This is a genomic window from Methylomonas sp. PHL2-19, assembly GCF_059331595.1.
On sequence record NZ_CP196839.1, the window covers coordinates 2,911,852 to 2,937,285 of the forward strand.

At 48.0% G+C, this 25,434-nt stretch carries 22 protein-coding genes and 1 pseudogene; 9 read left to right on the forward strand and 14 right to left on the reverse strand.

Annotated elements, in window-relative coordinates; all coding sequences use genetic code 11:
- Positions 1-34: 34 nt before the first annotated feature.
- Both ACR02O_RS13350 and ACR02O_RS13355 read right to left on the reverse strand, forming a co-directional pair.
- Entirely contained in the window at positions 35-2,485 is a 2,451-nt protein-coding gene (locus tag ACR02O_RS13350; protein ID WP_458137420.1) for a YecA family protein, read from the reverse strand.
- Positions 2,486-2,754: 269 nt separating this feature from the next.
- Positions 2,755-4,026, reverse strand: coding sequence for an IS256 family transposase (locus ACR02O_RS13355; RefSeq protein WP_494521800.1), 1,272 nt, complete (start codon positions 4,024-4,026; stop codon positions 2,755-2,757).
- A gap of 135 nt (positions 4,027-4,161) precedes the next feature.
- Between ACR02O_RS13355 and ACR02O_RS13360 the strand changes: the two genes are divergently transcribed.
- Positions 4,162-4,299, forward strand: a complete 138-nt coding sequence (locus ACR02O_RS13360) for a hypothetical protein (protein ID WP_165385952.1) — start codon at positions 4,162-4,164, stop codon at positions 4,297-4,299.
- A gap of 449 nt (positions 4,300-4,748) precedes the next feature.
- On the opposite strand, the gene ACR02O_RS13365 is transcribed toward ACR02O_RS13360, so the two are convergent.
- Together ACR02O_RS13365 and ACR02O_RS13370 are read right to left on the reverse strand one after the other, a co-directional pair.
- Positions 4,749-6,068, reverse strand: a complete 1,320-nt coding sequence (locus ACR02O_RS13365) for a TolC family outer membrane protein (protein WP_494521801.1) — start codon at positions 6,066-6,068, stop codon at positions 4,749-4,751.
- Positions 6,069-6,401: 333 nt separating this feature from the next.
- Entirely contained in the window at positions 6,402-7,922 is a 1,521-nt protein-coding gene (locus ACR02O_RS13370; protein WP_494521802.1) for a DUF4301 family protein, read from the reverse strand.
- A 356-nt stretch (positions 7,923-8,278) separates the two neighbouring features.
- Between ACR02O_RS13370 and ACR02O_RS13375 the strand changes: the two are divergent.
- Positions 8,279-8,506 (forward strand): annotated as a pseudogene (locus ACR02O_RS13375) (UTP--glucose-1-phosphate uridylyltransferase); the annotation flags it as partial.
- Positions 8,507-8,531: 25 nt separating this feature from the next.
- On the opposite strand, the gene ACR02O_RS13380 reads toward ACR02O_RS13375, so the two are convergent.
- From ACR02O_RS13380 to dksA, 4 genes are read right to left on the reverse strand one after another with little or no spacing between them, the layout of a single operon-like run.
- The gene (locus ACR02O_RS13380) at positions 8,532-9,422 is read right to left on the reverse strand and encodes a DMT family transporter (RefSeq protein WP_494521803.1); all 891 of its coding nucleotides are present in this window, start codon (positions 9,420-9,422) and stop codon (positions 8,532-8,534) included.
- A gap of 1 nt (position 9,423) precedes the next feature.
- A complete protein-coding gene (gene acs / locus ACR02O_RS13385) occupies positions 9,424-11,364 on the reverse strand; it encodes an acetate--CoA ligase (protein ID WP_494521804.1) in 1,941 nt (646 codons plus the stop codon).
- Between the two features lie 35 nt (positions 11,365-11,399).
- The gene (gene gluQRS / locus ACR02O_RS13390) at positions 11,400-12,296 is read right to left on the reverse strand and encodes a tRNA glutamyl-Q(34) synthetase GluQRS (protein WP_494523470.1); all 897 of its coding nucleotides are present in this window, start codon (positions 12,294-12,296) and stop codon (positions 11,400-11,402) included.
- Positions 12,287-12,718 (reverse strand): RNA polymerase-binding protein DksA, encoded by a 432-nt coding sequence (gene dksA, locus ACR02O_RS13395; RefSeq protein WP_458137426.1) that lies wholly within the window; start codon positions 12,716-12,718, stop codon positions 12,287-12,289. The genes gluQRS and dksA overlap by 10 nt, the downstream gene beginning before the upstream one ends.
- 110 nt (positions 12,719-12,828) lie before the next feature.
- Between dksA and ACR02O_RS13400 the strand changes: the two genes are divergently transcribed.
- From ACR02O_RS13400 to ACR02O_RS13410, 3 genes are read left to right on the forward strand one after another with little or no spacing between them, the layout of a single operon-like run.
- The gene (locus tag ACR02O_RS13400) at positions 12,829-13,992 is read left to right on the forward strand and encodes a pyridoxal phosphate-dependent aminotransferase (RefSeq protein ID WP_494521805.1); all 1,164 of its coding nucleotides are present in this window, start codon (positions 12,829-12,831) and stop codon (positions 13,990-13,992) included.
- Positions 13,983-14,306, forward strand: a complete 324-nt coding sequence (locus ACR02O_RS13405) for a rhodanese-like domain-containing protein (protein WP_033156317.1) — start codon at positions 13,983-13,985, stop codon at positions 14,304-14,306. The genes ACR02O_RS13400 and ACR02O_RS13405 overlap by 10 nt, the downstream gene beginning before the upstream one ends.
- A 15-nt stretch (positions 14,307-14,321) precedes the next feature.
- On the forward strand, positions 14,322-15,050 hold the full coding sequence (locus ACR02O_RS13410) for a DUF3581 domain-containing protein (RefSeq protein ID WP_171695482.1): 729 nt from the start codon (positions 14,322-14,324) through the stop codon (positions 15,048-15,050).
- A 113-nt stretch (positions 15,051-15,163) separates the two neighbouring features.
- Here ACR02O_RS13410 and moeA read toward each other — a convergent pair whose 3' ends face one another.
- A complete protein-coding gene (gene moeA / locus ACR02O_RS13415; RefSeq protein ID WP_494521806.1) occupies positions 15,164-16,408 on the reverse strand; it encodes a molybdopterin molybdotransferase MoeA in 1,245 nt (414 codons plus the stop codon).
- Positions 16,401-16,925, reverse strand: a complete 525-nt coding sequence (gene mobB, locus ACR02O_RS13420; protein ID WP_494521807.1) for a molybdopterin-guanine dinucleotide biosynthesis protein B — start codon at positions 16,923-16,925, stop codon at positions 16,401-16,403. The genes moeA and mobB overlap by 8 nt, the downstream gene beginning before the upstream one ends.
- An 89-nt stretch (positions 16,926-17,014) precedes the next feature.
- Here mobB and ACR02O_RS13425 point away from each other — a divergent pair, with 89 nt between their 5' ends.
- Positions 17,015-17,494, forward strand: a complete 480-nt coding sequence (locus ACR02O_RS13425) for a DnaJ domain-containing protein (RefSeq protein WP_367650913.1) — start codon at positions 17,015-17,017, stop codon at positions 17,492-17,494.
- Positions 17,495-17,980: 486 nt separating this feature from the next.
- A complete protein-coding gene (gene rpoS, locus ACR02O_RS13430; protein ID WP_494521808.1) occupies positions 17,981-18,961 on the forward strand; it encodes an RNA polymerase sigma factor RpoS in 981 nt (326 codons plus the stop codon).
- A gap of 75 nt (positions 18,962-19,036) precedes the next feature.
- Here the strand turns inward: rpoS and ACR02O_RS13435 are convergent, their stop codons facing one another.
- Together ACR02O_RS13435 and ppx are read right to left on the reverse strand one after the other, a co-directional pair.
- Positions 19,037-20,272, reverse strand: coding sequence for a hypothetical protein (locus ACR02O_RS13435; protein ID WP_494521809.1), 1,236 nt, complete (start codon positions 20,270-20,272; stop codon positions 19,037-19,039).
- Positions 20,266-21,768, reverse strand: coding sequence for an exopolyphosphatase (gene ppx, locus ACR02O_RS13440; protein WP_494521810.1), 1,503 nt, complete (start codon positions 21,766-21,768; stop codon positions 20,266-20,268). The genes ACR02O_RS13435 and ppx overlap by 7 nt, the downstream gene beginning before the upstream one ends.
- 118 nt (positions 21,769-21,886) lie before the next feature.
- On the opposite strand from ppx, the gene ACR02O_RS13445 reads away from it, so the two are divergent.
- Both ACR02O_RS13445 and ACR02O_RS13450 read left to right on the forward strand, forming a co-directional pair.
- Positions 21,887-22,792, forward strand: coding sequence for an ABC transporter ATP-binding protein (locus ACR02O_RS13445; protein ID WP_494521811.1), 906 nt, complete (start codon positions 21,887-21,889; stop codon positions 22,790-22,792).
- On the forward strand, positions 22,789-23,553 hold the full coding sequence (locus ACR02O_RS13450) for an ABC transporter permease (RefSeq protein WP_033156308.1): 765 nt from the start codon (positions 22,789-22,791) through the stop codon (positions 23,551-23,553). The genes ACR02O_RS13445 and ACR02O_RS13450 overlap by 4 nt, the downstream gene beginning before the upstream one ends.
- Positions 23,554-23,557: 4 nt before the next feature.
- Here the strand turns inward: ACR02O_RS13450 and ACR02O_RS13455 are convergent, their stop codons facing one another.
- Both ACR02O_RS13455 and ACR02O_RS13460 read right to left on the reverse strand, forming a co-directional pair.
- Positions 23,558-24,292, reverse strand: coding sequence for a helix-turn-helix domain-containing protein (locus ACR02O_RS13455; RefSeq protein ID WP_494521812.1), 735 nt, complete (start codon positions 24,290-24,292; stop codon positions 23,558-23,560).
- 62 nt (positions 24,293-24,354) lie between these two features.
- The gene (locus tag ACR02O_RS13460; protein ID WP_494521813.1) at positions 24,355-25,359 is read right to left on the reverse strand and encodes a class 1 fructose-bisphosphatase; all 1,005 of its coding nucleotides are present in this window, start codon (positions 25,357-25,359) and stop codon (positions 24,355-24,357) included.
- Positions 25,360-25,434 lie beyond the last annotated feature (75 nt).

Genomic DNA, 25,434 nt, shown 5'->3' on the forward strand with positions numbered 1-25,434 from the left:
CCTATGACAGAACGACATCAATACAGGCAATAATTCATTTGTTGGTACCACAGCAACGCTTGAACTTCTGTCCACTTCCACAAGGGCATAATTCATTTCGACCAATTTTCCCTGACGATCTAATTGCATTAGTAATGCGCTTTTCTTTGAGCTTTTCCCCTGCTTGTTTCAATCGGTCACGTTCTGTAACTGACAAACCTTCAAGGTTAATGATTGACCAATCTAAACCAATAAGTGTGCCATCGTTGTCATATGAAAGCTCCAGCAATGAACGATCAGGATCGTTGGTACTTATCAAGACCGTACGAACGTGGTGGATTGCATTAGCGCGGTCATATTGAGTAACGTTTGGCATACTAACAAAAATAGTTAACCGAACCTCTCCATGGGTTGACATCGGCAAACATCGTCCCCGCGATGGTAGGTCGTTTAACTCTGTCTCAATCCAGTTAAAAAGCTTTTCTCGCCAATCGCCAGAGAGATCAAGCAAGTAGCTCGCTATATTCGAGCGCCCAGGAATTGGGCTTGAGTTCAGAAAAGTTAATACTTCACGCAGCCGAGGCGGCATTTTCTGCACTGGTAAAACCGGTGTCGTTTCTCCAATTAGCTTTTTAGAGAAGTACCGATCCACCTCTGATCGGTAACCGTGGTAGCGAAGCGTGTCCAATTTGTCTTTCGAACAATTCTCTGCATGCATGGAATAATTGTTATGCTCTAAATATAGCCCGAGATGATCGAGTTCATCGTCCAACTCTAAACGATTGGAAATTGCAGCTAGCATGCGCTGTTCTACAAAGTGTAGAAACTCAAGCGGCCCTTGGAATATGTCTGCGTAAACTCGTAAATCAGACAGAGAGAGTGACCAAATCGGATCGTTGCTGACTTTTACTCCTATTTTGCGAAGATGTTGAGCCTGAGCAGCAATTTCCGTAAATGAGTCAAGCGTAACAGCGCAAATAGTAATAACCCTTAATCCTCCCTTCCTTAACTTGGCAATTTCCCTGTGCCTTACATCAAAGATAGGAACTTCTTCCGAACCCTGCAAATATTTTACAAAACGTTCTCCTTGCTCGACTGGGCTTTGGACCAACGCCTTTAAAGATGATATGTATGCCGGTAGGTCAGTTGCAGGAGACGTATACGTGAACGCTCCTGCTTTGACTTCGATTACAAATAGATGGTCGTCGAATAAAATTAGACAGTCGGCCTCACACCACTTCTTTGAACCACCAGAGGTTGTTTGCGATTGGTAATAAACTTCTGGGTAGACTGTAGCACCTGGTAGTAGTCGCTCGAAATATTGGATCGGCAATGCTTCGGATACTGCCTTTCGTCCAGCAATCCAAGCCTGCTTTTCCGCCTCCGACTGAAGATAAATTTTTTTCTCAATTTGCCTAAAAAAATTATCAAACAGACTATGAATATCGAAACAATAATATCGACCACCAAGCTTTATAAAGGGGCGTTTGTATGTGGGCCAAATTCTTAGCGGCCAGCCTCTAAACTCTCCGGCAGCCAGAAATTCTTGATCCTGACCAGGCATCCACGAGAACTCTTCAAGAAAAACAGTGGGGAGATTAGTGAGTCGCCCAACATCAAATAAAGTCATCCCAAACAATGAACTCATGCTGTTTTCAAGTTCCTCTCTGCAACCAAGGCGGTCACACGAAATTTGCATTAGCTCAGGAATGCTTTTGCCCTTTTCAGATACTCCATCCTCCAATAGTAACTGCACATCATCCATAACCTCTAACCGCAGACGATCAAAGGTTTCCATGGCATCCTGAATTCCAAAGGTTAGGCTATGCCAGATTTTTTCCAGTTCAGCTATCAAATACTCACCAGAAATCCCAAAGGCTCTATGGATAATATCCGACTGAGGAATTAATAAGTCTGCGAGCGATTGAACTTGATGAACTTGATAGTTATCGCCTCGCACATTGCACCAGTGCATCTGCGATTTAAAGAGAAATGTCTCCATAGCATAATCGAAATCATCGCCGGATAATTTCCTTTTAGCCGTAGCGCAAATGTGATATTCGAAATTGATTTTCTGAAACAGCTTCTGAACTTGAACGGAGAGATATTGCCAGTCTTCCTCGGAAACTTCATCTTGTTGCTCTAAACTGGGGGGCGATGCGGCGATAATGCTTTGCACATAATCGACCATCCGCATCGCATGGGCATCTTCCATTCCAACATCGGCTTCTACTTCAATATGCTGGCAAGACATAAGCCGATTAGTCCAAGCACGATGTAGAAGTTGTTCCGCTGGTTGCCTTTGCACAACAGATACAATGCTATCAACGAGTTCGTCTATTTCTTTAACGACAGCGGGGTATTGCCTAGCCAATTCTTGCTGCATCTTTTCATGCTGCCCCTTCACCCAGTTGGAGCTAAATACGACATTTTTTCCATACCGCGCAATTTGAATAGGGCCTGATGAAAAGATTTCATCAGGCTGTAAAACCTTTTTTTTCTTCAAAAATCCTCTTCCTCTTTCAATTTGTTAAAAATCAAATGAATCAATGTTGTCTGCTTCAATTTGTTTTTAAAAAATAGCTGTCCGTCCGCTCTTGGCCGATGGCCGTCAAACCCCACCACCAATAACGTGATCGACTGTATCCAATTCCCGAACGGATGCCATAGTTTCCGCAGGGGCGGTTAGCTGTTCCCCGTTAGTAAGCCTTGGAGCCAAACGAGAATCGCATTTTGCTAGAGAAATAGTCAAATCTGGTGTATGGCTGATTTGAATCAGGCGGCCATCTGCTGTGTTTCTTCTGTTTTCTCCGGTTCCATAATGACAGCCATGCCGTCCTGAAAACGAATGCCCTCAATCACATCCGGCAATCGTTTAAAGCCGCGTATCTTGCGCCAACTCTTCTCGGCGGTTAACGCCAATTGGAACACCAAGCCCAACAAGGTATTGCGGGACACGCAGTTCTTGGTGCGGGTGGTCCGATGGCGAATCGTCGCAAAGCTGGATTCGATCGGATTTGTCGTCCGAATGTGTATCCAGTGCTCGGCGGGAAAGTCGTAAAAGGCCAATAGCGATTCACGGTCTTTTTCCAACACGCCCACCGCCTTGGGGTACTTGGCTTCAAAGTCACGCAAGAACGTGTCGAAGGCTTGATTGGCCAGGGCTTTGGTTTCCGCCATCCAGATTTCTTTCAGCCCCGCCTTGGCCTTGCCTTGGATTGAATCGGGTAGCGTCGCCAGCACATTCGCCGTCTTATGCACCCAGCAGCGCTGGTGTTGTGTGGTGGGCCAAGCTTCGTTGATGGCTGCCCAGAAACCCAAAGCGCCGTCGCCGGTAGCCAGTTTCGGCGCGTCCTGTAGACCTCGCGTTTGTAAATCCTGCAAAACACTCAGCCACGAGGCTTTCGATTCCCGATAACCGTCCGATAAGGCCAGCAAGCGCTTTTCACCCTGTTCGTTGACTCCGATGATGACCAATAGGCACAGCCGATCATCCTCGCCACGCAGGGTCGAATAGATGCCGTCGGCCCAGACATACACAGTGCGCTCCTTCGATAAATCTCGCCGATTCCAGGCCAGATAATCCTCGGCCCATTGGGCTTTCAGGCGGCTAACCACGGCAGGTGACAAGCCTTTGGCATCGTCACCCAGCAACACCGATAAGGCCGACTGCATGTCGCCGGTGGAAATGCCGCGCAAATACAGCCAGGGTAAGGCCGCTTCCACCCGTTTTGTCTTGCGAACATACGGCGGCACCAGCGACGAGTTGAACTTGATCCTGCCGCCGGAACGGTCTCGAACCTTGGGGATTTTGACCGTCACGTTACCCACGCCCGTCACGATCTCCCGCTCCGGCAAATAGCCATTACGCACCACGGTTTGCCGGCCCCGTAAATCGGTAACCTTGGCGTATTCGCCCAGAAAAGCCTGTAGCTCCGCCTCAACGGCTTGTTGGATCAAGGCTCTAGCACCCGTCTTCAACAAATCCGTCAAAGGATCGTTAATCCCACTGGCATTATTCCAGTCTTTTGCATTATCTTTGTTCATGGCGTCTCTCATTTTGCTGTTATTCGATCTCGACAATCTCATTTCAGCAGAGGGCGCCACCTTTCATCAAGTCGGGCCGTACACCAGATTTAGTTATAACTCATTTTGCTAGTCGCGAAAGCCAAATTCTCTTGCATGCAAACCAAACTGCCTTGCGCGCAAGGCATTTTGCCGGGCGAGCAAATCAATTTGCTTTGCCTGCAAGGCTTGGTGGGTTGCGGGCAAACCCAAAAGCGTTGCGAGGATAGCAAAATAGCTTGTGCGCAAGCTTAATAGCCTTGCACGCTAGGCGTTGTGCCCGGCGAACAAATGATTTTGTGTTGCCCGCAAAGCTTTTAAGTGAGTCCGCAAGGCTTTTAGAATTGCGCGCAACCCAAAAAGCCTTGCGACGATAGCGAAAAGTCTCGTGCGCGAGCTTAAAAGGCTTGCGCGCAAGGCTAAAAGCGATGACGGGATGATTCCGAGGCTTGCATGAATCGATTAAGGCTCCGGTGGGCTGCTTGCCACCGGATCTTGGCTGCATGCGGCCTTAGTCGTTGAGGATGCGCTAAACGAACTAAAGCGTAGTTTCCTGCATTAACAAAAGTTTGGAAACTCACTACATCCTAAATCTGCTTTCGGCTGGACATTTACCGCTTATAGCCGAAACCTACATGGTCAGCACATGGTTGTGCCAATAACGCCCGGCATTGGCGAGCGGCCTCGAACACTCCGCCGATGGGCTAGTTCTTACTCAATGTTCCCTGCAGATATTGATTGATCTGTTCCAGATCCTGTTCATTCAGGCTGCCGGCCGCTTCTTTGAGTTTGATGCCGTTGATTAGATAGTCGTAGCGGCTTCTGGCGTAATCGCTCTTGGCTTTGTATAAATTGCGCTGTTCGGTGAGCACGTCCACCATGGTGCGGGTGCCCACTTCAAAACCGGCTTCGGCAGCTTCCACGGCCATTTCGGCGGATTTGCTGGTGGCGTCTAGTGCTTTGACCCGGCTGATGCTGGACACCACGCCGCGAAATGCGTCTTTAACGCCGCGATTGATGCTGCGTTTTACTTTAGTCAAATCTTCCTTGGCGGCTTCATACTCGTAGGCCGCTTGGCGGCTGCGGGAAGAGGTGCCGCCGCCTTCGTATAAAGGCAGGTTGAGTTGCAATCCGAAACTTTCATTGTCGCCGCGCAAGCCGTAGCGGTTACCGGTGTCCATTTCGCTGTATTGGGCGACGATGTCGAGAGTGGGCAGATGTTTGGATTGTTGTAATTCGATGTTTTTGCGGACGTATTCGGCTTGATTAATTTGGGCGACGATAGAGAAATTATTGTTCTCCGCCGTATTCGACCAGGACGCCAAGTCCTCGGGTGCTGGTGGGCTAAGCGGGATTTGCGCTTGTAAACTGTTCAGATCGGCGGCATTTTCGCCTATGATTTCCCGCAAGGCTTCCTTGCTGTTATCCAAAAGGTTTTGTGCTTCGATCTCGCTGGCCAGAGCCCTGTCATAACCGGCTTGGGCTTCGTAAACATCAGTGATGGCGATGATGCCGACATCGAACCGCTGTTTGGCCTGTTCCAATTGCTTCTCGATGGCTTTCTTTTCCGAGTTGGCAAATTCCAGATTGTCTTGCGCGGCCAATATATTGAAATAAGCTTCGGCGGTTCTACGAATTAAACTTTGCTGTTTGGCCTGAAACTGCGCTTCCGCCTGAGCAATTTTGTTATCGGCTTGATCGAGCTGCACCCAATGTTCCCAATGAAACACCGGTTGTTTCAAATTAATACCCAATTTGCTGTCCCAGTAATGCTGCAATGTGGTTCCCAAAAAGCTGGTACTTTCCAGGCGATTGCGGCTGCTGTTGGCGCTAAAGGAAAGATTCGGCAACATCTGCGCGATGCTTTGCGACTTGATCTCGGCGGTAGCAAGCTTATTGATATCCGAGCTTTTAAACTCCGGGTCATTGGCTTTCGCTAGCTGATAGGTTTCCAGCAAGTCCTGACTAAAAGCCAGTTTTACCGGTATCAATGCTACCAAAAAGGTGCATAACAGTTTTATCATTGCTATATCTCGTGCTGAGAGTTGGGAATAAACTTACATTATCGCCTAAAATAAAGACCTTACAGTGCTTATTTAATTTTGCCATAAGGTTAGGCACACATTATCCGTTCGTCAAAGTAAAACCTTAAGGAACTGATCATCCTAACCTATACGGAGTAGAAAATAGCAACTGCAGGTTAAAGAAAGATCGCGCACATCACTTTTAAATTCGCCATGTTTCCAAAGAAACTGCATCGAGAAAATAAGTGTGCAGATAACAAAGCTCATTACAAATAATGTGATAAACCTTTTGAATAAATATGATTCAATAATTTTAATTGGAAACAAATTATCTTATTTTTGATGTTCAGGACGAAGCAAATCGTTCACTGTTTTTACCGGATTAAATGTTTCGATAGGAACTTCAACAAAAATTGTATTCCAATCGCTCATGGCTCCATTCCAAAGTCCGGGCAACTCTAAAGCTTTCAATTCTTTACCACCCTTGGATTTCGATGAAATAAATCCGGTTTGGTTGTCGACATAATGTAAAAGATTAAATTTTTCGCCTTTATAGTTTTTCACTCCACAGACCAAATCAACAGGATTAAAATGTGTTGAATTCATCATTTTAGCTTTTTCAGCAGGATTTGATAAATCAATTTGCGAGCTTTCGAGAATTTGAGTAGATACGGTTCCATCTGCATTTACAGTAAGAAAAGGACCACCACCAGGCTCTCCGGTATTTTTAACCATACCACAAACCCTAATCGGACGATTTAGTTTTGATTTCAGATACTGTTTTAATTCACTTTCATTCAATTTATTAATTTCAGGGTGAATATTATTAAGTTCCTTTGCGCAAAACAGAGCAATTTCATGTAAGCTTGAAATAGAAATATTCTCTTTCTCCAATAATTGAAGATTTTCAAACGCTTTTTGTTGAAGTTTAATCAATAAACCTGCAATAGCTTTCTTATATTTAACTGTTTGGCTTTTGAGCGAATCAGGAACCACATTATCAATATTCTTAATAAAAATCACATCTGCATTCAAATCGTTCAGATTTTCAATAAGAGCGCCATGTCCTCCGGGACGAAAAACTAATTTTCCATTTTCGCGAAAGGGTTGATTTTGTTCGTCGACAGCTATAGTGTCAGTCGATGGCTTTTGTTCTGAGAAACTGATGTTGAATTTTTTACCCAGTACATTTTCGTATTCAGGAAGCGTATCATTTACATGTTTTTCAAACAGTTGCCGGTGTTCAGCTGAAACTGTGAAATGAATATTTACTTCATTCGATGCATTAGAAGCATACAATGCACCTTCCACCAAATGCTCCTGTAGCGAAGTACGTTTTTCGTTGTTATATGTGTGAAATAAAAGTAAGCCTTTAGGCAACGCACCATAATTCAAGCCATTACTGTTTAATAAATTAGACACAATAGCTTTCGTCTCTCCATTTTCAATCAAATCATCAATACTTTTATTATTATTTTTCAAACAACATTCGTTCAAAGCATTGTAAAACGCGAAGTTTTTAATTTCAGTAATAAATTTAATTTCAGCAGGTTTTGTTGGTTCGGCATAATCGGCATCCAAAAACTCATATAAATCTTTAAACATACGACTGGCCGCACCCGATGCAGGAACAAATTTGAGTATTGAAGCATCGCTTTTTAAATAAGCATCCCATGTTTCCAACAAATCATTAATTTGTGCATCCGAAGCAATGGTAATACCCTGCTCTGGTGATGCAGCATTAATAATTTTCAAAAACGGGAAACCCGTTTCAAAACTTTTAAGCTGATAAACAATTTGTGATTCTGAAATACATTTTTCGCTAATTTGCTGTAAATCGTTGTTTGATAGCATCGTATTGTAATTTTAATGTTGAAAATTTTGTAATATTTATCTGCACAGTTAATTATAGGACAAAATACAGCTACTTTGGGTGCCTCGAAAAAATCATCAGATGAGAAAATAGCGGCAACCCAATGCTGCAGATAACCGCCATGATCAAAGAAATTATCTTTGCCGCCAAAGACGGCCATTGATCTGCCCATAGTGGAGATTGTGGTTGTGGTATCCGACTCCGTAGCCTTTACCAAAATCGTCCCCACGTTAGAAAACACTGATAACCGATTGATTCCCGTATGAGTTACCGTTCGGCATAATTCTTTATTATAATCATATGGCAACAATGCATCAGCTTTGGAACTAAACAAAATGAAGTGGTGCCGTCTAATATCGCCGTTGTTGGTCGCTATATTCTGACCCCGGCGATTTTTGAAAAAATCGAAAATACCGGCCGTGGCGCCGGCGGCGAAATTCAATTGACCTACGATTGCGGCTCCGAATTTGGTTTCTTGCTGGCTAATGTTGAATATGGTTTATTGCACCCGGAAATTAAGGCCGAGTTCGCCGCGTATTTGCAGCAACGCGCCAGCAAAATTTAGTTTTTAGATGGCGGCGGAATGGCGATTACCCGCCGTTCCGTTGTTGTCGGCGATTGACGATTTCGTAAATCAATAGTGCGCACATGATCAGTGCGGTGCCTGCCATGGTTTTTACGGTCAACGGTTCATGGTTGACGCTGTAGCCAAGCAGCAATGACATGACAGGTGTCATCAGATTCATCATCGCCACGTTGGTGGCTTGCATGTTGGCCAACACAAAATAATACAAAGCAAAACCCAGGGTGGTGGCAATAACGCCAAGATAAGCAATGGAATACAGGGTTTGTGGTGGAATGTTTTCCGGCAATAAGCCGCCATCCAACCAATACCAGGTGCCCAAATACAAGGGCACTGCGATTAACAATCCGCCCGTAACCAATTGTAAAGCCGGTAGACGTGCGTCAATCTGCTTGACCCAAACCGCGCTGGCCGCGTGGATAAAGGTAGCCACCAGCACGCCGATCAAGCCTTGTAGAGCAAGTTCATCCAATTCCAGCGCCGAGCTGAACATAACCAGCAGCCCGCCCATACCCAAACTATAAGCGAATAACTTGCCCCAACCCAGACTGCGTTCCTTTAAATATGCCGCCGCCATGAAAGCGGTCATGAACGGGCTTAATCCGAAAATTACCGAGATCCAGCCGGATGGCACGAATTGCGCGGACCAATAAGTAAGCAGCATGCTGCCGTAAAGCTGTATAGCCACCGCCAGATAAGTGATCAACGCAGGGCGGTTGAGAGGCAAACGCCTGCGCAAAAGCAACAATAACAGCAGCAGGCAAGCCAGTCCGGTGCTCATTCTTGCCATAGCGCCGAAGACGAAGCTGACGCCGATGCTGCTCCATTTGATTGCCAGCGGTGTGGTGGTCCAGACCAGAATGACACCGAAATAGGCTAAAGCCAGCCGTGTTTTCACCTTAAGGCAATTTCAGACGATTGGCGATCAATTGCTCAACCACTGACGGATCGGCCAAGGTTGAGGTATCACCAAGGTCGTGGAATTCGTTGGCGGCGATTTTGCGCAGGATGCGGCGCATGATCTTGCCGGAGCGGGTTTTGGGTAGGCCCGGCGCCCACTGAATCAGATCGGGCAGGGCGATCGCGCTGATTTCCTCGCGTACCAAGTCCTTCAGTTCGCCTTTCAGGCTGCTGTTGCCTTCGATACCGACGTTTAAGGTGACGTAAGCGTAAATCCCCTGGCCTTTGATCGGATGCGGAAAACCGACTACTGCCGCCTCGGCCACCAAGTCATGCAGCACCAACGCACTTTCGATTTCCGCGGTACCCAATCGGTGGCCGGAAACATTCAAGACGTCGTCGATGCGGCCGGTAATCCAGTAGTAGCCGTCTTTGTCTCGGCGGGCGCCGTCGCCGGCGAAATAGTAGCCGGGGAACTTGGCGAAATAAGTGTCGATGAAGCGCTTGTGATCGCCGTAAACGGTGCGCGCTTGGCCTGGCCAGGGATAAGTCAAGACCAGGACGCCTTCCGCTTCACCTTCTAAAACATTGCCATCCGGGTCGAGTATTGCCGGCTTTACACCGAAAAACGGCAATGTGGCCGAGCCGGGTTTTAATGGCGTCGCGCCAGGTAACGGCGTGATTAGAATGCCGCCGGTTTCGGTTTGCCACCAAGTGTCCACCAGCGGGCAGCGTTTGTTGCCGACCACTTGGTAATACCATTCCCAGGCTTCCGGATTGATTGGTTCGCCAACACTGCCCAGGATACGTAACGAGCTGCGTTTGGTACGGGTGACAAAATCGTCGCCCTGCGCCATCAACGCCCTAATGGCAGTCGGTGCGGTGTAAAAAATATTAACCTGATGTTTGTCGATGACTTGCCAGAAGCGGTCGGGATGCGGATAAGTCGGTACGCCCTCGAACATCAAGCTGGTGGCGCCATTGCATAATGGCCCGTACAGCACGTAGGAATGGCCGGTAATCCAGCCGATGTCGGCCGTGCACCAGTAAACATCGCCTTCCTGGTAATCGAACACGTATTTATGGGTCATGGCCGCATACAGCAAATAACCGCCGGTGGTGTGTAGCACACCCTTCGGTTGGCCGGTGGAACCGGAGGTATACAGGATAAATAACGGATCTTCGGCGTCCATCATCACCGGTTCGCATTCGCTTGACGCGGTTTGCATGGCTTCGTGATAATCAATGTCGCGACCTGCGGTCCAGGGGATGTCGTGGCCGGTATGCTTGATGACAATCACGGTATGCAAGTTGGGGCATTGCTTGGCGGCTTTATCGACATTCAATTTAGAATGCACAATTTTGCCGCCGCGAAAGCTCTCGTCGGCGCAGATCAAGACCCGGCAATCGGCGTCGATGACGCGATCACGTAAGGCATCGGCGGAAAAGCCGCCGAAAACAATGGAATGCACCGCGCCGATGCGCGCGCAGGCTAAAATAACTACCGCCGCTTCCGCGATCATCGGCAGATAGATACAGACTCTGTCGCCCTTTTGTACGCCATGGGCTTTCAGGACGTTGGCGAATTGGCAAACTTGGGTGTGTAATTCGCGGTAGGTCAGCGTACGGTCATGCGCCGGATCGTCGCCTTCCCAAATGATCGCTACTTGGTCGCCGCGTTTTTCCAGGTGTCTGTCCAGGCAGTTGACGGTGACATTGAGCTTGCCACCCAGAAACCACTGTATTTCTCCCTTGGGGTAGTCGTATTGCAGTACCTGCTGCCAAGGCTGATGCCAGTCCAAAAATTCGGCGGCCTGTTCAGCCCAAAAAGTTTCCGGTTCGTTTATCGACTGCTGATATAGACGCTGGTACTCGGCACTGTCGATATGCGCGTTGGCGGCAATCTGCGGATTAACCGGATAAATTTTTTGGTCTGACATAACGTAACCTCCTTCTTTGAACGTTATTAATAGTGTTATAAGGCTGAGACGGCTTGGGTGCTAGTTAAGCGATCAGCTTGCCAATGTTCGATGGCCCATTCCAGAATACTGTCGATTGCGGCTAGCCGCAAATTGGGCGGTGGATTTTGCTTGAGTAAGGTTAGCAGCAGAAACAAGGTTGGTCCGGCTTGATTGGGATTGACGGCTTCCGCGCGGGTTTGTTTACTCAGCTTCTGGCCTTCGCGGTCGACAATCAGCGGAATATGTAGGTATTGCGGCATCGGGTAACCCAGCAAATGCTGTAAGTACAGCTGTTTGGGGGTCGAATCCAATAAATCGCAACCTCTTACGACCCGATTGACCTTTTGCCGTTGGTCGTCGACGACACAAGCCAATTGGTAAGCAATGATGCCGTCCTTGCGCTTGACGATAAAGTCGCCGTGCTGGACCGCCAGATTTTGGCTGATTTCACCCTGCAAGTCATCAATAAAGCGCGTCGAAATATCCGCCGTTTTTACCCGGAGTGCATGGGGTGCAGCAGTCGATTGTGCTTTTGTACGGCAATAGCCCGGATAAATCGAAGGCGAATTTGCCAATAAACTGCGGCTACAGGTGCATGGGTAAAGCGCCTGCTGCTTTTGCAATTCTCTAATCGCCTGCTCGTATTGCTCAAGATGATGGCTTTGATAATCCACCTCGCCGTCCCAATATAATCCGAAGCTTTGCAGGCAATTCAGAATCTCGTCGCTGGCTCCCGGCATATTGCGCGGTGTATCGAGATCATCGATGCGCAGCAGCCATAGTCCTTCATGCTGACGGGCATCCAGATAGCTTGCAAGTGCGGTGTATAAAGAACCGAGGTGAAGTGGGCCGGTAGGCGAGGGCGCAAACCGGCCGATATAAGATGCTGCCGCGGGCAGAATTAACCCAATTGTTTTTCCCTGATTTCATCGAGTGTTTTGCAATCGATGCACAGGGTAGCAGTTGGACGGGCTTCCAGACGGCGAATGCCGATTTCGATACCGCACGTTTCGCAATAACCGTAGTTTCCGGACTCGATTTCCTTCAGGGACTCATCAATCTTCTTGATTAGCTTACGTTCGCGGTCGCGGGTGCGCAGTTCCAGGCTGAACTCTGATTCCTGCGTAGCCCGGTCGTTGGGGTCCGGAAAGTTGGCCGCTTCGTCCTGCATGTGGTGGACGGTGCGATCCACTTCCATCATTAATTCGGACTTCCATTTATTTAAGATGGCGGAAAAATGGCTCAACTGCGCCTCGTTCATGTACTCTTCGCCTTCTTTTTCCTCATAAGGCTTAAAAGTAAATTCCGATGCGGCAGGGTTAGAATTGTTCATCCAATGACTCCTGACGGTCTGTAAAAAAATCGGGGCTTTTTAACAGAATAGCCGGGGGCAAGCAAGAAGTTTGTTATGATGCTGGTGCCTTCTACTAACGGAATTTGGACATGAAACACCACGTCGCCGAGCGAATGCGCGGCATCAGCTCATTTTATGTGATGGAATTATTACAGCGCGCCAAACAGCTGGAACAAGAAGGCCGGGATATTATTCACATGGAAATCGGCGAGCCGGATTTCGAAACCCCGCCGGCAATATTAGCCGCTGGAAATGCGTTCATGCAGGGTAGGGAAGTCAAGTACACCGCTGCAGCCGGATTGCCGGAATTGCGTCAAAGCATCGCCGATTATTACCAAGCGCAATATGGAGTAAATCTGGATCCGAAACGGGTTTTCATTACCCCCGGCGCGTCCGGCGCGTTTTTGCTGGCGTTTGGGATTAGTTTGAATCCGGGCGAGCAAATCTTGATGGCCGATCCGTGTTATCCCTGTAACGATAATTTCGTGCAATTGTTCGACGGTAAGACTCAGTTCGTGAATGTTGGCGCCGAAACAGCTTATCAACTCAATGCCGAATTGATTCGACAGCACTGGCAGCCAGCCAGCAAGGGTGTATTGATCGCTTCGCCCTCCAATCCCACCGGTACCGTCATAGTTAACGATGCGCTACGCGCTGCTATTCAGCAGACGCATGCTTTAGGGGGCTGTTTTTACTCGGACGAGATTTACCATGGCCTGGTTTACGGCGAAACCGTCAGCAGCGCTTTGGCGTTCAGCGATGACGTATTTATCATCAACAGCTTTTCCAAGTTCTTTGGTATGACCGGCTGGCGTATCGGTTGGTTGATCGTGCCGGAAGATTTTATCGATGCGGTGGAAAAACTGGCGCAAAACATTTTTATCTCCACACCTACCCATTCACAATACGCGGCTTTGGCCTGTTTCAGCGCTGAAAATATGGCGGAATTGCATCGCCGCCGTGACGAGTTTGAGAAACGCCGGGATTTTCTTTACGACAACCTGTTACGGCTGGGTTTTAAAATTGCCTGCAAACCACAAGGGGCCTTTTATATTTACGCAGATTGCAGTGCGTTTACCGACGATAGTTTTGAGTTTGCCAAGCAGCTGCTCGAACAGGAAGGGGTGGCGGTAACGCCAGGCAAAGACTTTGGCCAGTATTTGGCTCACAAGCACATTCGATTTGCATATACTGCCTCAATCGATAGAATGGCCGCCGCGCTTCAAAGACTGGAAAGATTCATATGCCCATAAACCAATACACGCCAGAGCAGCTAAAACAACATTTGCAAGACGATCCGTCGGTATTTTTACTGGACGTCAGGGAGCCCCACGAATTTGCCTATGCCAAGATAGCCGGTAGCGTGTTAATACCTCTGCAACAAATACCCGCGCGCTTCGACGAAGTGCCGGCTGACCGAGACGTGGTGGTGATTTGTCATCACGGTATGCGTAGCCAGCAAGCCTGCCATTTTTTGCAGCATTCCGGACTGCAAAGATTGTTCAACTTGAAGGGCGGCATCGACGCCTGGTCCGTGATTTGCGATCCGTCTGTTCCTCGTTACTAAACAACTAATAAAGCTATGTTTCTAAAAGAGTACTATGCCATTCAAGATGGCAGTGTCGCCATCAGCGCCGCGCAGGCCAGTATGTTTGCCAAGGAAGTCGCCCATGACTTCAACCCCTTGCACGACGAAGACGCAAAACGTTTTTGCGTGCCGGGCGATTTATTATTCTCGTTAGTGTTGGACAAATACGGCCTTAGCCGAAACATGCACTTCATTTTTTCCGGGATGGTCGGTCATGGCGTGTTGTTGAATTTTCCCGATGACGACGCCGAAAAAATCGATGTGACCGACAACCAAGGCAAGACTTATTTGCAGATCGAGCGCTCCGGCGATGTGATCCGAGATCCGGCTTTAATCGAAGCGTTAATTCGTGACTACGTGGCGTTTTCCGGGCAGAATTTTCCTTATGTGCTGGTACCTTTATTGGCCAAAGAGCAAGTCATGTTCAATATAGACCGGCCTTTGGTGATCTATGAAAGCATGACCTTGAGCTTAAACCGGATGGACTTCCACGAACCGCGTCTGGAAATGCTGGAACCGAAAATGGAAGTCAACGGCAAGCGCGCCACTGCGTATCTTTATTTCCAAATTAAATGCGGTGACGAAGTGGTTGGTTCCGGATTCAAGAAGCTAGCGGTCAGCGGTTTACGCGAATATGAAGCCGAACCGATGCAAGCCTTTGTAGACGAGTATCTGGCTAGAAAACATGGCTATTTAGGTAATCTTGCGGAAGCCACCGCGTAATCAGATATTCTGCCGTTCGCATGCATGGGCTGGCAATTTGTTTGAGTTTCGAGTTTTCCAACCGGAGCGCGCAGAACACTCCGGCTGTTACTTGGGTTGGGGGATTCAGCTGTTTATAACACCGCAGAAAATGGCTCTACTGTCACCATTTCTCCAGCATCTATACCCGTACTATCGGCATCCAGCACAATAAAACAGTTGGACTGACTGGCTATTTTTAGTTGATGAGAATCTTGTTGGCCGGCAAGACGGACGGCTAATTCGCCTCCAGCCTGCTGGTAAAGGATGCCGCGTTGATATTCCTGCCGCCCTGGCGATTTTTTTAACCGGCTGTCGCATCGGACTCGCAAGCGCAATGCTTGTCTGGCTGGTAAGCCGGCAAGCTGTTCCAGACCCGGCTTTACGAATTTCTCGTAAGTGACCAATACGGCAACCGGATTGCCGGGCAAGCCGAAAAACCAGCAGCGGCCGATTTTGCCAAAAGCCAGCGGTTTGCCGGGCTTGATTGCCAGTTTCCAGAAGTTCACCTGCCCGCATTTTTCCAGCGTTTGTTTGACAAAATCCGCATCGCCAACCGATGCTCCGCCGGTGGAAATGATTACGTCATAGTGCTGGGCTGCGTCCTTGAAAGTTTGTTCGAGTTTCAAAGGATCGTCTGCGACGATGCCCAAGTCCGAGACTGTGTGGTTTGGGTCGGATAGTAGTCCGGCTAATAAATAGCGGTTGCTGTCATAGATTTGGCCAACAGCTAGCGGTCCTCCGAGTGCGACCAATTCGTCACCAGTCGAAAAAAAGCCAATGTTGAGTTTGCGTTTGACGCTGATTTTTTCGATGCCGGCGGCGGCTAATAGACTTAGATCGCGAGCTGTCAGCTTTTTCGGTGCGGCAATTAATTCTTCATGTTGTTTAACGTCACTGCCGGCTGCACGAATATTTTTATACGGCTGCCAGTCAAGGGGAAGTGATACAGTGTCACCATCGATTTCAATTTGTTCTTGAGCAATAACGCTGTCCGCAAATTCCGGGACTACCGCCCCAGTAAATATTCTGACGCATTGGCCCGGCGTCTGCTGCGCCAAGAACGGCCGTCCGGCCCATGCGATGCCGATTACTTGCAATTTAGCCGCTTGCCCGGCAGCCACATCGCCAGCAGCAAATGCGTAACCGTCCATGGCCGCCGTGCGTTGAGGTGGAATGTCTATAGGAGACGCCACGCTGTTGGAAAGTACCCGGTCCAGTGCCTGCGGCAAATCGATATGCTCGCGTTCGTTGACAGTCTCGATCGTTTTGCGGATTTCCAACAGCGCCTGTTCGACGCTCAATAACTCGTGTTTGTTAGGGTAGCAGATGTTAGTCACGTGGGCGCTTCAAAAAGATTTCGATAATGAAATTGGCTATGGCCTTTGCATCGTTTAAATCAAGGCACGGTAAACCGGGTGGTGTTAATAGGGGGTGATCGCTTGCTATTGCGATAATCGAGGAGTCTTCAGGGTAAAGCAGCGGCTTGCCTAGGCTTGGTCTGCACAGCTCAATTTTGGGGTAGCTCTCGTGCCTGAATCCTTCCACTAAAATCAAATCCAGGCCTGCATTGGGAAACAAGGCAAGCTGTTCAGTCAGCGAAATATCGCCGTTTGCCGACAATTCGCTAATTACCGCACGCCGATGTCGGGAAACCAGCATAACCGGACTGGCACCCGCTTCGCGCAGCCGAAAACTATCTTTACCGGGTTGATCAATCTCGAAGTCGTGGTGACTGTGTTTGATTACACCGATTTGCAGATTATATGCTTTCAGTATCGGGATAAGTTTTGTCAATAAACTGGTTTTGCCGGTGCCGCTGGCGGCCGCGAAGCCGAGGACAGAAGGGTTGGACATGGACTTCTCTACATTTGTCGAACTGGCCGTATTCTAAGTTATTATGGCGCTCGTCGGTTAAAGCGTTTGGAGTGCGGGTGATACGAATAGTGATATTGTTGGCATTGGTACTGGCAGTTTTAATGCTGCCGGGATTTATGAAGCTACCAGCCGAATTGCGCAGCAAACGACTTAAACAACTGGCCTGGGTTGCGATTGCGCTGATTTTGCTTGTACTGATGTTGAGTGGAAAACTTAGCGGTCTGCTGGCGATATTTGGCGTAATATTCGCGTTTTTAGTGCGCTCGATGCCGCTAATATTAAGGTACGCGCCGCAGCTTCATAGCATTTGGTTGCGGTTCAAAGCCGGCAATCCACAATATGGTAAGCCTGGTCCTGGGCCATCTCGACAAGCGGGTATGACAACAACGGAAGCTTTTGAGGTTTTGGGGCTTAATCCCGGCGCCACGGAAGAAGAAATTATTCAGGCCCACCGTAAACTCATTTCGCGCTTTCATCCTGATCGAGGCGGTTCAGATTATTTGGCGGCCCAAATTAATCAAGCCAAAAAAACATTGTTAGGTCGTTGAGAAGCACGATCAGAAAAAGCTCCTTTCAGAATTGTATGTTCTTGCAGTTCTTTTAAATATATGTGATGCGCATCACTTTCTTATTTTCATAATTTAGAAGTGGTTCGGATTTTAGTTTGATCTTGCTGATTTTAGTCGCAAAAATGACCTGAGAGGTCGTTGTGAATAAAAATCAAAAAAGAGATGTGGACCACAAAAATATCAGTAAATTCAATTTATAAGATAAATCTTTTAAAGTTATACTGGCACTCGCCGTTAAGGTTAATGCCCTCGATTAGATCGGATCGGAAATACACGAAGAGGCATGATGTCGTTAAGATTGGCCTATTGACTTAATTGGTTTTGGCAGTGAGCAATATCGGTTCCGTTGTTGGGTTTCAATCTTATCTGCATTTAAATAGTTTTAAGGGATTAATAGTTATCTGGCGAGACACGTACCAATAAAAATAAACGATTCAGCAAGCCAAAATACCTGGGAGATTAATCATGATGGAAGAAACGATAGATGTAATTAAAGATATGGATATTCCAGATTTCATTTCTTTTGATGATGTCGATGAAGAAGCTGTCGAAATCGATCCGAACGAAACCTTTAAGCTGGCCGAAATAGAAAGTAACGAATCGCAAAATGAGAGTACTTTCGATGCCACCCGAGCGTATCTGAATGAACTCAGTAAATCCCAACTGTTAACTGCGGATGAAGAAAAAATCTACGGCAGACGAACTCAACAGGGCGATCCACAAGCCCGAAAAATTATGATCGAAAGCAATTTACGTCTGGTTGTGAAAATTTCCAGGCGTTATTTAAATCGCGGGCTCCCTTTACTCGATTTAATCGAAGAAGGTAATTTGGGGCTGATCCGCGCAGTGGAAAAGTTTGATCCTGATCGTGGCTTCAGATTTTCAACCTACGCAACCTGGTGGATCAGGCAGACCATAGAGCGTGCAATCATGAATCAGACTAGAACTATTCGCCTGCCGATTCATATTGTTAAAGAAATGAACATTTATTTGAAAGCGCAGCGGAATTTAGCGCAACAGCTTGATCACGAGCCGACTGTCGACGAGATTGCGCGGCATCTTGATAAACCGGCTAAAACCGTCAGTAAAATGCTGAAACTCAACGAGCGCGTCACATCTGTTGATGTGTCATTCGGTAAGGATTTTGACAAACCCCTACTTGAGACAATTTCCGAAGAAGAAAGCCGCAATCCTGCTGAAATCTTGCAAGACGACTTTATCCAAAATAACGTCACCTACTGGGTCTATCAGCTTGCCGAAAAACAGCGCGAAGTCATATGCCGCAGATATGGTCTTTGCGGCTTCGAAAACGCAACTCTGGAACAGGTGGCGCTAGAATTGGGTGTCACTCGGGAAAGAGTCAGGCAGATACAAATGGACGGTTTGAAGCGTCTCAAAGAAATTCTTGAAAGTAGTGGCTATTCGTTCGAATCGATTTTTAGCTAATACTAAAATTTAACAGGCGGCAAACCAGAGTAGTGCGACTTTGTCAGATCTGGTTTGGGTGCCTTCTGTAGGTACTTATAATCGATACACCGGCAAGCCGTTAATCCTGTCGTCGATTAGTTGGATCAGTTCGTTGTATGCAGAACTTCCTACCGAATGAAACTTGCCAACAAATGTCGCTTCGTCCATATGTTCCGGTAAGTCCTGTAATTCCGGGATAATAGACGAATAATCTTTAGTGCTAGACATTATTCTTTGTAATGCCCTCGCTTTTTCGGTTGATGCCACGGCTATTTGACCGAACCTAGTCCCGGCTCGATCCGCTGTCAGATCAATGAAACTAAAGCCGCTGCCTTTTTGCGCATCTCCCAGTTCTTTATCTATGCCTATTTGCTCGCCGAGTAATGAGGAATCAAGAATTGCCAATAATGCCGAAGCAATAAAATGCTGAGGTATATCCACTCGCTTATAAGCAAATACAGGATATTCCTTGCTGTAAACCAGGCCAAGCGGCAGATAGCGGCGTAAGTCCTGTTTATAGATATAGCTGCCGACAGCAATGATGATCGCGCGATTTTCCTGAACGGCGTCCTCCGTCGGTGTTTGTTGATACGCCGTCAAAAATAAAGGTTGCAACAAATCAGTAATAGATAAGCGCCAGCTAGGATCATGTTGGCTGACGATTTCGTTGATTTGCTGTTGATAACGATGCAGGTTTGGGTAATCCCGATGCTTTTGGATAGCCAATTGCTTTGCCGCGTCGACGATGGATCCTAGATAACTGATTTCCAAAGCTTGCGGGCTAATGCGGACTTTCTTGACGTATAGGCTCAACAATTGCCAATGCTGCTCTAGGGGCGTGTTATGCACGATAGCGGGAATCAGGAGATTTGCAGCGGGATCGGGAATGGAAATTTCACCAATTTTCAAAGACTTGATAACAATGGCGTCATCTACCTGTCGTAGATTAAAACTAAAGTCCAAATATCTGCCCCAGGGGCTTTTAGGGACAAATATCGCTATCTGAATCATCAATCTGTCATCTACAATCTGAATTTGCGTCGTATTTTCCGCAAAATGGTTTAATAGATAACTCACCGCAATATTCAAGTCCTTCTGGTCCAAACTAACGGTTTTAATTTGGCCTCTTTCCTCCGGTGCCACATGCAATAACTGCTTCGCGCGCTGTATGTCTTCGCGGTTCAAACCCTGATGGATTTTTAACAACGGCGTATCGTCGATTGCGAAAAACAGTAAGCCTACGAACAGTATTGCCAGTGAAAGGAGGATATACAGCAGGAATTTCAGCATTGATCAAAGATCAGATTAAAGCGAGCCTCCTTGAGGTAATACATTTCTTGTTTGAGATCAGCATGCGTCAGAGGCGCTTGTTCCAGCCAATCTTCCGGAAAATCGATTTTTATATCGTGGCGATTAATCGTGATGCTAAAGTCCGGGCGTTTGCTATTACGGTTGCGGTGTAGCAAAGCGGCCAGCCGAAATACCACTGCCATGATCGGCGCATGTTGGCGCCAAGGAAACGGCAAATCCTCAAAACGGCTTAAATTAAGCTTCTTGCGGTGGCTGCGCACCAACTTAGACAACAACAGCTGATCTTGCTTGGAAAACCCCGCCAAATCACCATTTTCGATAATATAGGCGCTGTGCTTGTGATACTGACTGTGGGCGATCTCAAAGCCGATTTCATGGAGTTCCGCCGCCCATTCCAAAAACTGTAAACTGGCAGGATTGTCGTTAAAGCAAGGGTGGTCGTCTAATTGCTGAGCGATGTAACGTAAGGTTTCTTTGAGCTGTTGGCTGTGTGATGTGTCGGTGTGGTAACGTGCGGCAATGGTCTGGCTAGTCTGCGAACGAACGTCATCGTTGTAAATTCTACCGAGTAAATCCTGCACCAGACCTTCGCGCAATGCGCCATCCGAAACCGTCATTTGCTGAATATTCAAGGTCTTGAACGTGGCATAAACAATAGCGACCGCGCCGATAAACACCGGCCGCCGCTCGATACTCAAGGCTGGAAAGCTGATTTCGTCGATCCGATTCAGTTTTAACAGGTGGGCGACCAACTGTTCCAAGCCTTCATTGGTGATGTCGTTATTGCTCCAGCCCATGGTTTGTAACACATTGCTGACCGCCTTCAGGCTGCCGGAAGCGCCGATGGCTTCCTCCCAGTTTTTGGAATTGAACGTGTTTTGAAAGGGTTCGAGATGTTGCTCGGCAAACAGTACCGCTTTACGAAAGGCCTTTTTGGTCAGTTCGCCGTTTTTGAAAAAGTTCTGGCTAACAGTGACGCAGCCCATGTTCAGGCTTTCTTTAGTGTGGGCAATATCATCGCGGCCGATAATGTACTCTGTGCTACTGCCGCCGATATCCATCACAAAACGGTTGTTGGCATTGCTGCCCAGGCTGTGGGCCACGCCTTGGTAAATTAAGCGCGCTTCCTCAATGCCGGAAATGATATGAATCGGATGCCCCAGAGCTTTTTCGGCCTTATTGATGAATTGTTGCGAGTTTCTGGCGATGCGTAGCGTATTGGTGCCGACTATGGAGACGCTGTTGGGTGCAAAATCCCGGATGCGGTGACCGAAGCGTTCCAGGCAGGCCAAGGCGCGTTCTTGCGTGATTTGGTCGAGATTTTTATGCTGATCCAATCCCGCAGCCAGACGCACCATTTCTTTCAAGCGGTCGATGGTTTGTAATTTGCCGTTGTGCAAGCTGCATATAATCATGTGAAAACTGTTGGAACCTAGATCGACGGCAGCAACACTGGTCGGTATTTGATGTGGCAAGAGTCTAATCCTGTTCAGGCTGCTGAGGAGCGGTGAATTCTGATAAAATCCGAAAGCTTTATTGGCGCATATTTAAATAGCGCGTCAATTTCTTTGCCCGGGATTATAACATCAGAGCATGACGGCTTTATCCATCCAAAACCTAAAAAAGACTTACAACAACGGCTTTGCAGCCTTGAAAGGCGTGGATCTCGAGGTCCAGCGCGGCGATTTTTTCGCGTTGTTGGGTCCTAATGGCGCCGGCAAATCGACCTTGATCGGCATCATCAGTTCGCTGGTTAACAAAACCAGCGGATTGGTCAGCATCTTCGGTCACGATTTGGATAAAGACAATGTCGCTGCCAAAACCTGCATTGGCGTGGTACCGCAGGAAGTTAACTTCAATCAATTCGAAACCAGCATGAGCGTGGTGATGAACCAGGCCGGCTATTACGGCATTCCGCGCAAGCAAGCCTTACAGCGCACCGAACAATGTTTGCGGCAAATGGAACTATGGGATAAGCGCGACGTAGTGTCTCGGCGTTTGTCCGGCGGCATGAAGCGGCGCTTGATGATAGCCAGAGCCATGGTGCATTCGCCGCGCTTGTTGATACTGGACGAACCCACCGCCGGCGTGGATATTGAAATCCGCCGCTCGATGTGGGAAATGATGCAAGACGTCAACAAACAAGGTACCACCATCATTTTAACTACCCATTATCTGGAAGAAGCCGAAAGCCTGTGCCGGAATATCGCCATCATCAATAACGGACAAATCATCGAGAAGTCGGCGATGAGCAGTTTGTTGAGTCGCTTGCACACCGATCATTTTGTATTGGATATAGCTCGCCCATTAGCGCAAGCACCGGCAATCGATGGCTGTGAAATTGTGCTGAGCGCCGATACTGTGTTAGACGTCGCTGTGCCGAAAAGTCTCGGTCTAAACCGTTTATTTCAAGCGCTATCTGAGCAACGTATCGAGGTTCTGAGTCTGCGCAACAAGTCCAATCGACTGGAACAATTATTTTTGGATCTGGTGCAATGAACTACTCAGTCGCTTTTTTGACGATTTTGCTCAAAGAAATCCGCCGTTTCACTCGGATTTGGCCGCAAACGCTGCTGCCGCCGGCTATTACCACGGCACTGTATTTCCTAATCTTCGGCAAACTGATTGGCGACCGCATAGGCCTGGTGCATGGCGTCAGCTATATGGACTACATCGTCCCCGGCATTATTTTGATGTCGGTGATCAGCCATTCGTATTCCAATGTGGTGTCTTCGTTTTATTCCACTAAATTCCAGCGCCATATCGAAGAACTCTTGGTGGCGCCGGTGCCGAATTATGTGATTTTGGCCGGTTACGTCTGCGGCGGCATCGCGCGCGGGGTGTTGGTTGGCGTAGTGGTGGCAGGTATTTCGATGATGTTTACCCACACCACCATTCTGCATTGGGACATCGCGGCAGCGGTGTTTGTGCTGACGGCAACCTTGTTCGCGCTGGCCGGCTTCATCAACGCGGTGTTTGCCGATAGTTTTGATGATATTTCCATCATTCCCAACTTTGTACTGACGCCGTTGAGTTACTTGGGCGGAGTATTTTATTCGGTAGCGATGTTGCCGGGAATTTGGCAAAAAATCGCGCAAGCCAATCCGATTTTATACATGATCAACGCCTTTCGTTACGGCATGATCGGGGTCAGTGATGTCGAGATCGAACTGGCTTTTGCGATGACGGGTGGCTTTATCGTGTTTTTAACCGCCCTGAGCTTGCTGCTGTTGCACAAAGGTATCGGTATTAAAAATTAGTACCTTATTCCAATGGCACCAACATATTGCGCAAAGCGGTAAGATCTTTGATCGCGATAAAGCGGTTCTGCACCACGATCAAATTATCGTCCTGAAATTTTTTCAGCAGCCGGCTCACCGTTTCCAAAGCCAGGCCCAAGTGATTGCCGATTTCCTGGCGAGTAAGCGACAGCTTGAATTCCGATGACGAAAATCCGCGCCGTTTCAATCTTTCGGATAAGCTGATCAAAAAATAAGCCAAACGCTCTTCCGCCGGCCGCTTGCTCAATACCAGCTGGTTTTTGTCCTCCAGCATTTTCTCACCGGTATGCCGAAACAATTCGCGCGTCAGGCTGGGCATGTTCTTGAACAAATCTTCCATATTGTCGGCCGGCAGGATGCAAAAACTCATGGTTTCCAAGGCAATCGCCGCGCAGCCGTGCTTTTCGGCGGATAGACCGTCGAAGCCCAGTAATTCGCCGGGCAGCAGGATATTTAAGATGTGCTCGTTGCCATGGCTATCGTTGGCCACCAGCTTGGCGCTGCCGGACTTTATCGCCAGAATACCGCGGAAATTGTCGCCTTCGCGGTAGATAAAGTCACCGCGCTGCAAGGTCTTGCGGGCCTTGACGACTTGGCTGATGTTATTAATTTCGGCTTGCGACAAGCCGCGCGGTAAACAAATATTATCCAGACTGCAATTAACGCAACTGACTTGATTTTTAAGCGGCTCAGGGGCTGGAGTTTTCAATGAAAGCATAGTATTGGGTTTGATAATTTGCCGCTTCTCGACGAAGCGGCGACATAGCAACGGATGACCAGTTAATCTTGTTGGTGATAGGCAACTATCCGTTCTACTTCGGATTTAGAACCTAAAATCAACGGCACTCGTTGGTGAATGCTGCTGGGTTTGAGATCTAAGATTCGTTCGCGGCCAGTGGAACACAGCCCGCCGGCCTGTTCGATGATGAATGCCATCGGGTTGGCCTCGTACATCAGGCGCAGCTTGCCGGGCTTGGAAGGATCGCGTAAATCGTGCGGATACAGGAATACTCCGCCGCGCGTGAGGATGCGATAGACTTCAGCGACCAGCGAAGCGACCCAACGCATATTGAAATCCTTGCCGCGCGGCCCGTCCATACCGGCCACGCATTCGTCAATGTAACGCTTCACCGGCGGCTCCCAGAAACGCTGGTTGGACATGTTGATGGCAAACTCGCTGCTTTCCTCGGGAATTTTCATGTTGCAATGGGTGAGAATGAACTCGCCGACATCCTGATCCAGCGTAAAAGCGTTCACGCCATTGCCGGTGGTTAATACCAACATGGTGGAGGGACCGTATAGCACGAAACCGGCGCACACTTGTTCGGTGCCTTTGCGCAAAAAATCCTCGGTTTCCGGTTCAACGCCTTCGCGGCAGCGCAGAATCGAAAAAATGGTGCCCACAGTCAGATTAATATCTATATTCGATGAACCGTCCAAGGGATCGAACAACACCAGGTATTTGCCCTTCGGATACTGTTTGGGGATTTTGATCGGATCGTTGATTTCCTCCGATGCCATGCCGCCCAAGGAACCGCTCCAGTCCAAAGCCTTGACCATGATGTCGTTGGTAATAATATCCAACTTTTTTTGTACTTCGCCCTGCACGTTTTCAGATTCAGCGCTGCCCAATACGCCAATTAAAGCGCCGCAATTGACCCGGTGGGAGATCTGTTTGCACGCAGTTACGATGTTATTCAGCAGCAGTGTGAACGTACCGGAAGCGTCCGGTAACCCGCGCTGCTGCTCGATGATGAACTGGGTTAGGGTAACTTGGTGGGACATGCGTTAGTTCTCCATAGCGTTGGCTAAAGTAAGAAGTTGTTTCGGCAGCCACGGCAGTCTAGTGCCTGGCTTGGC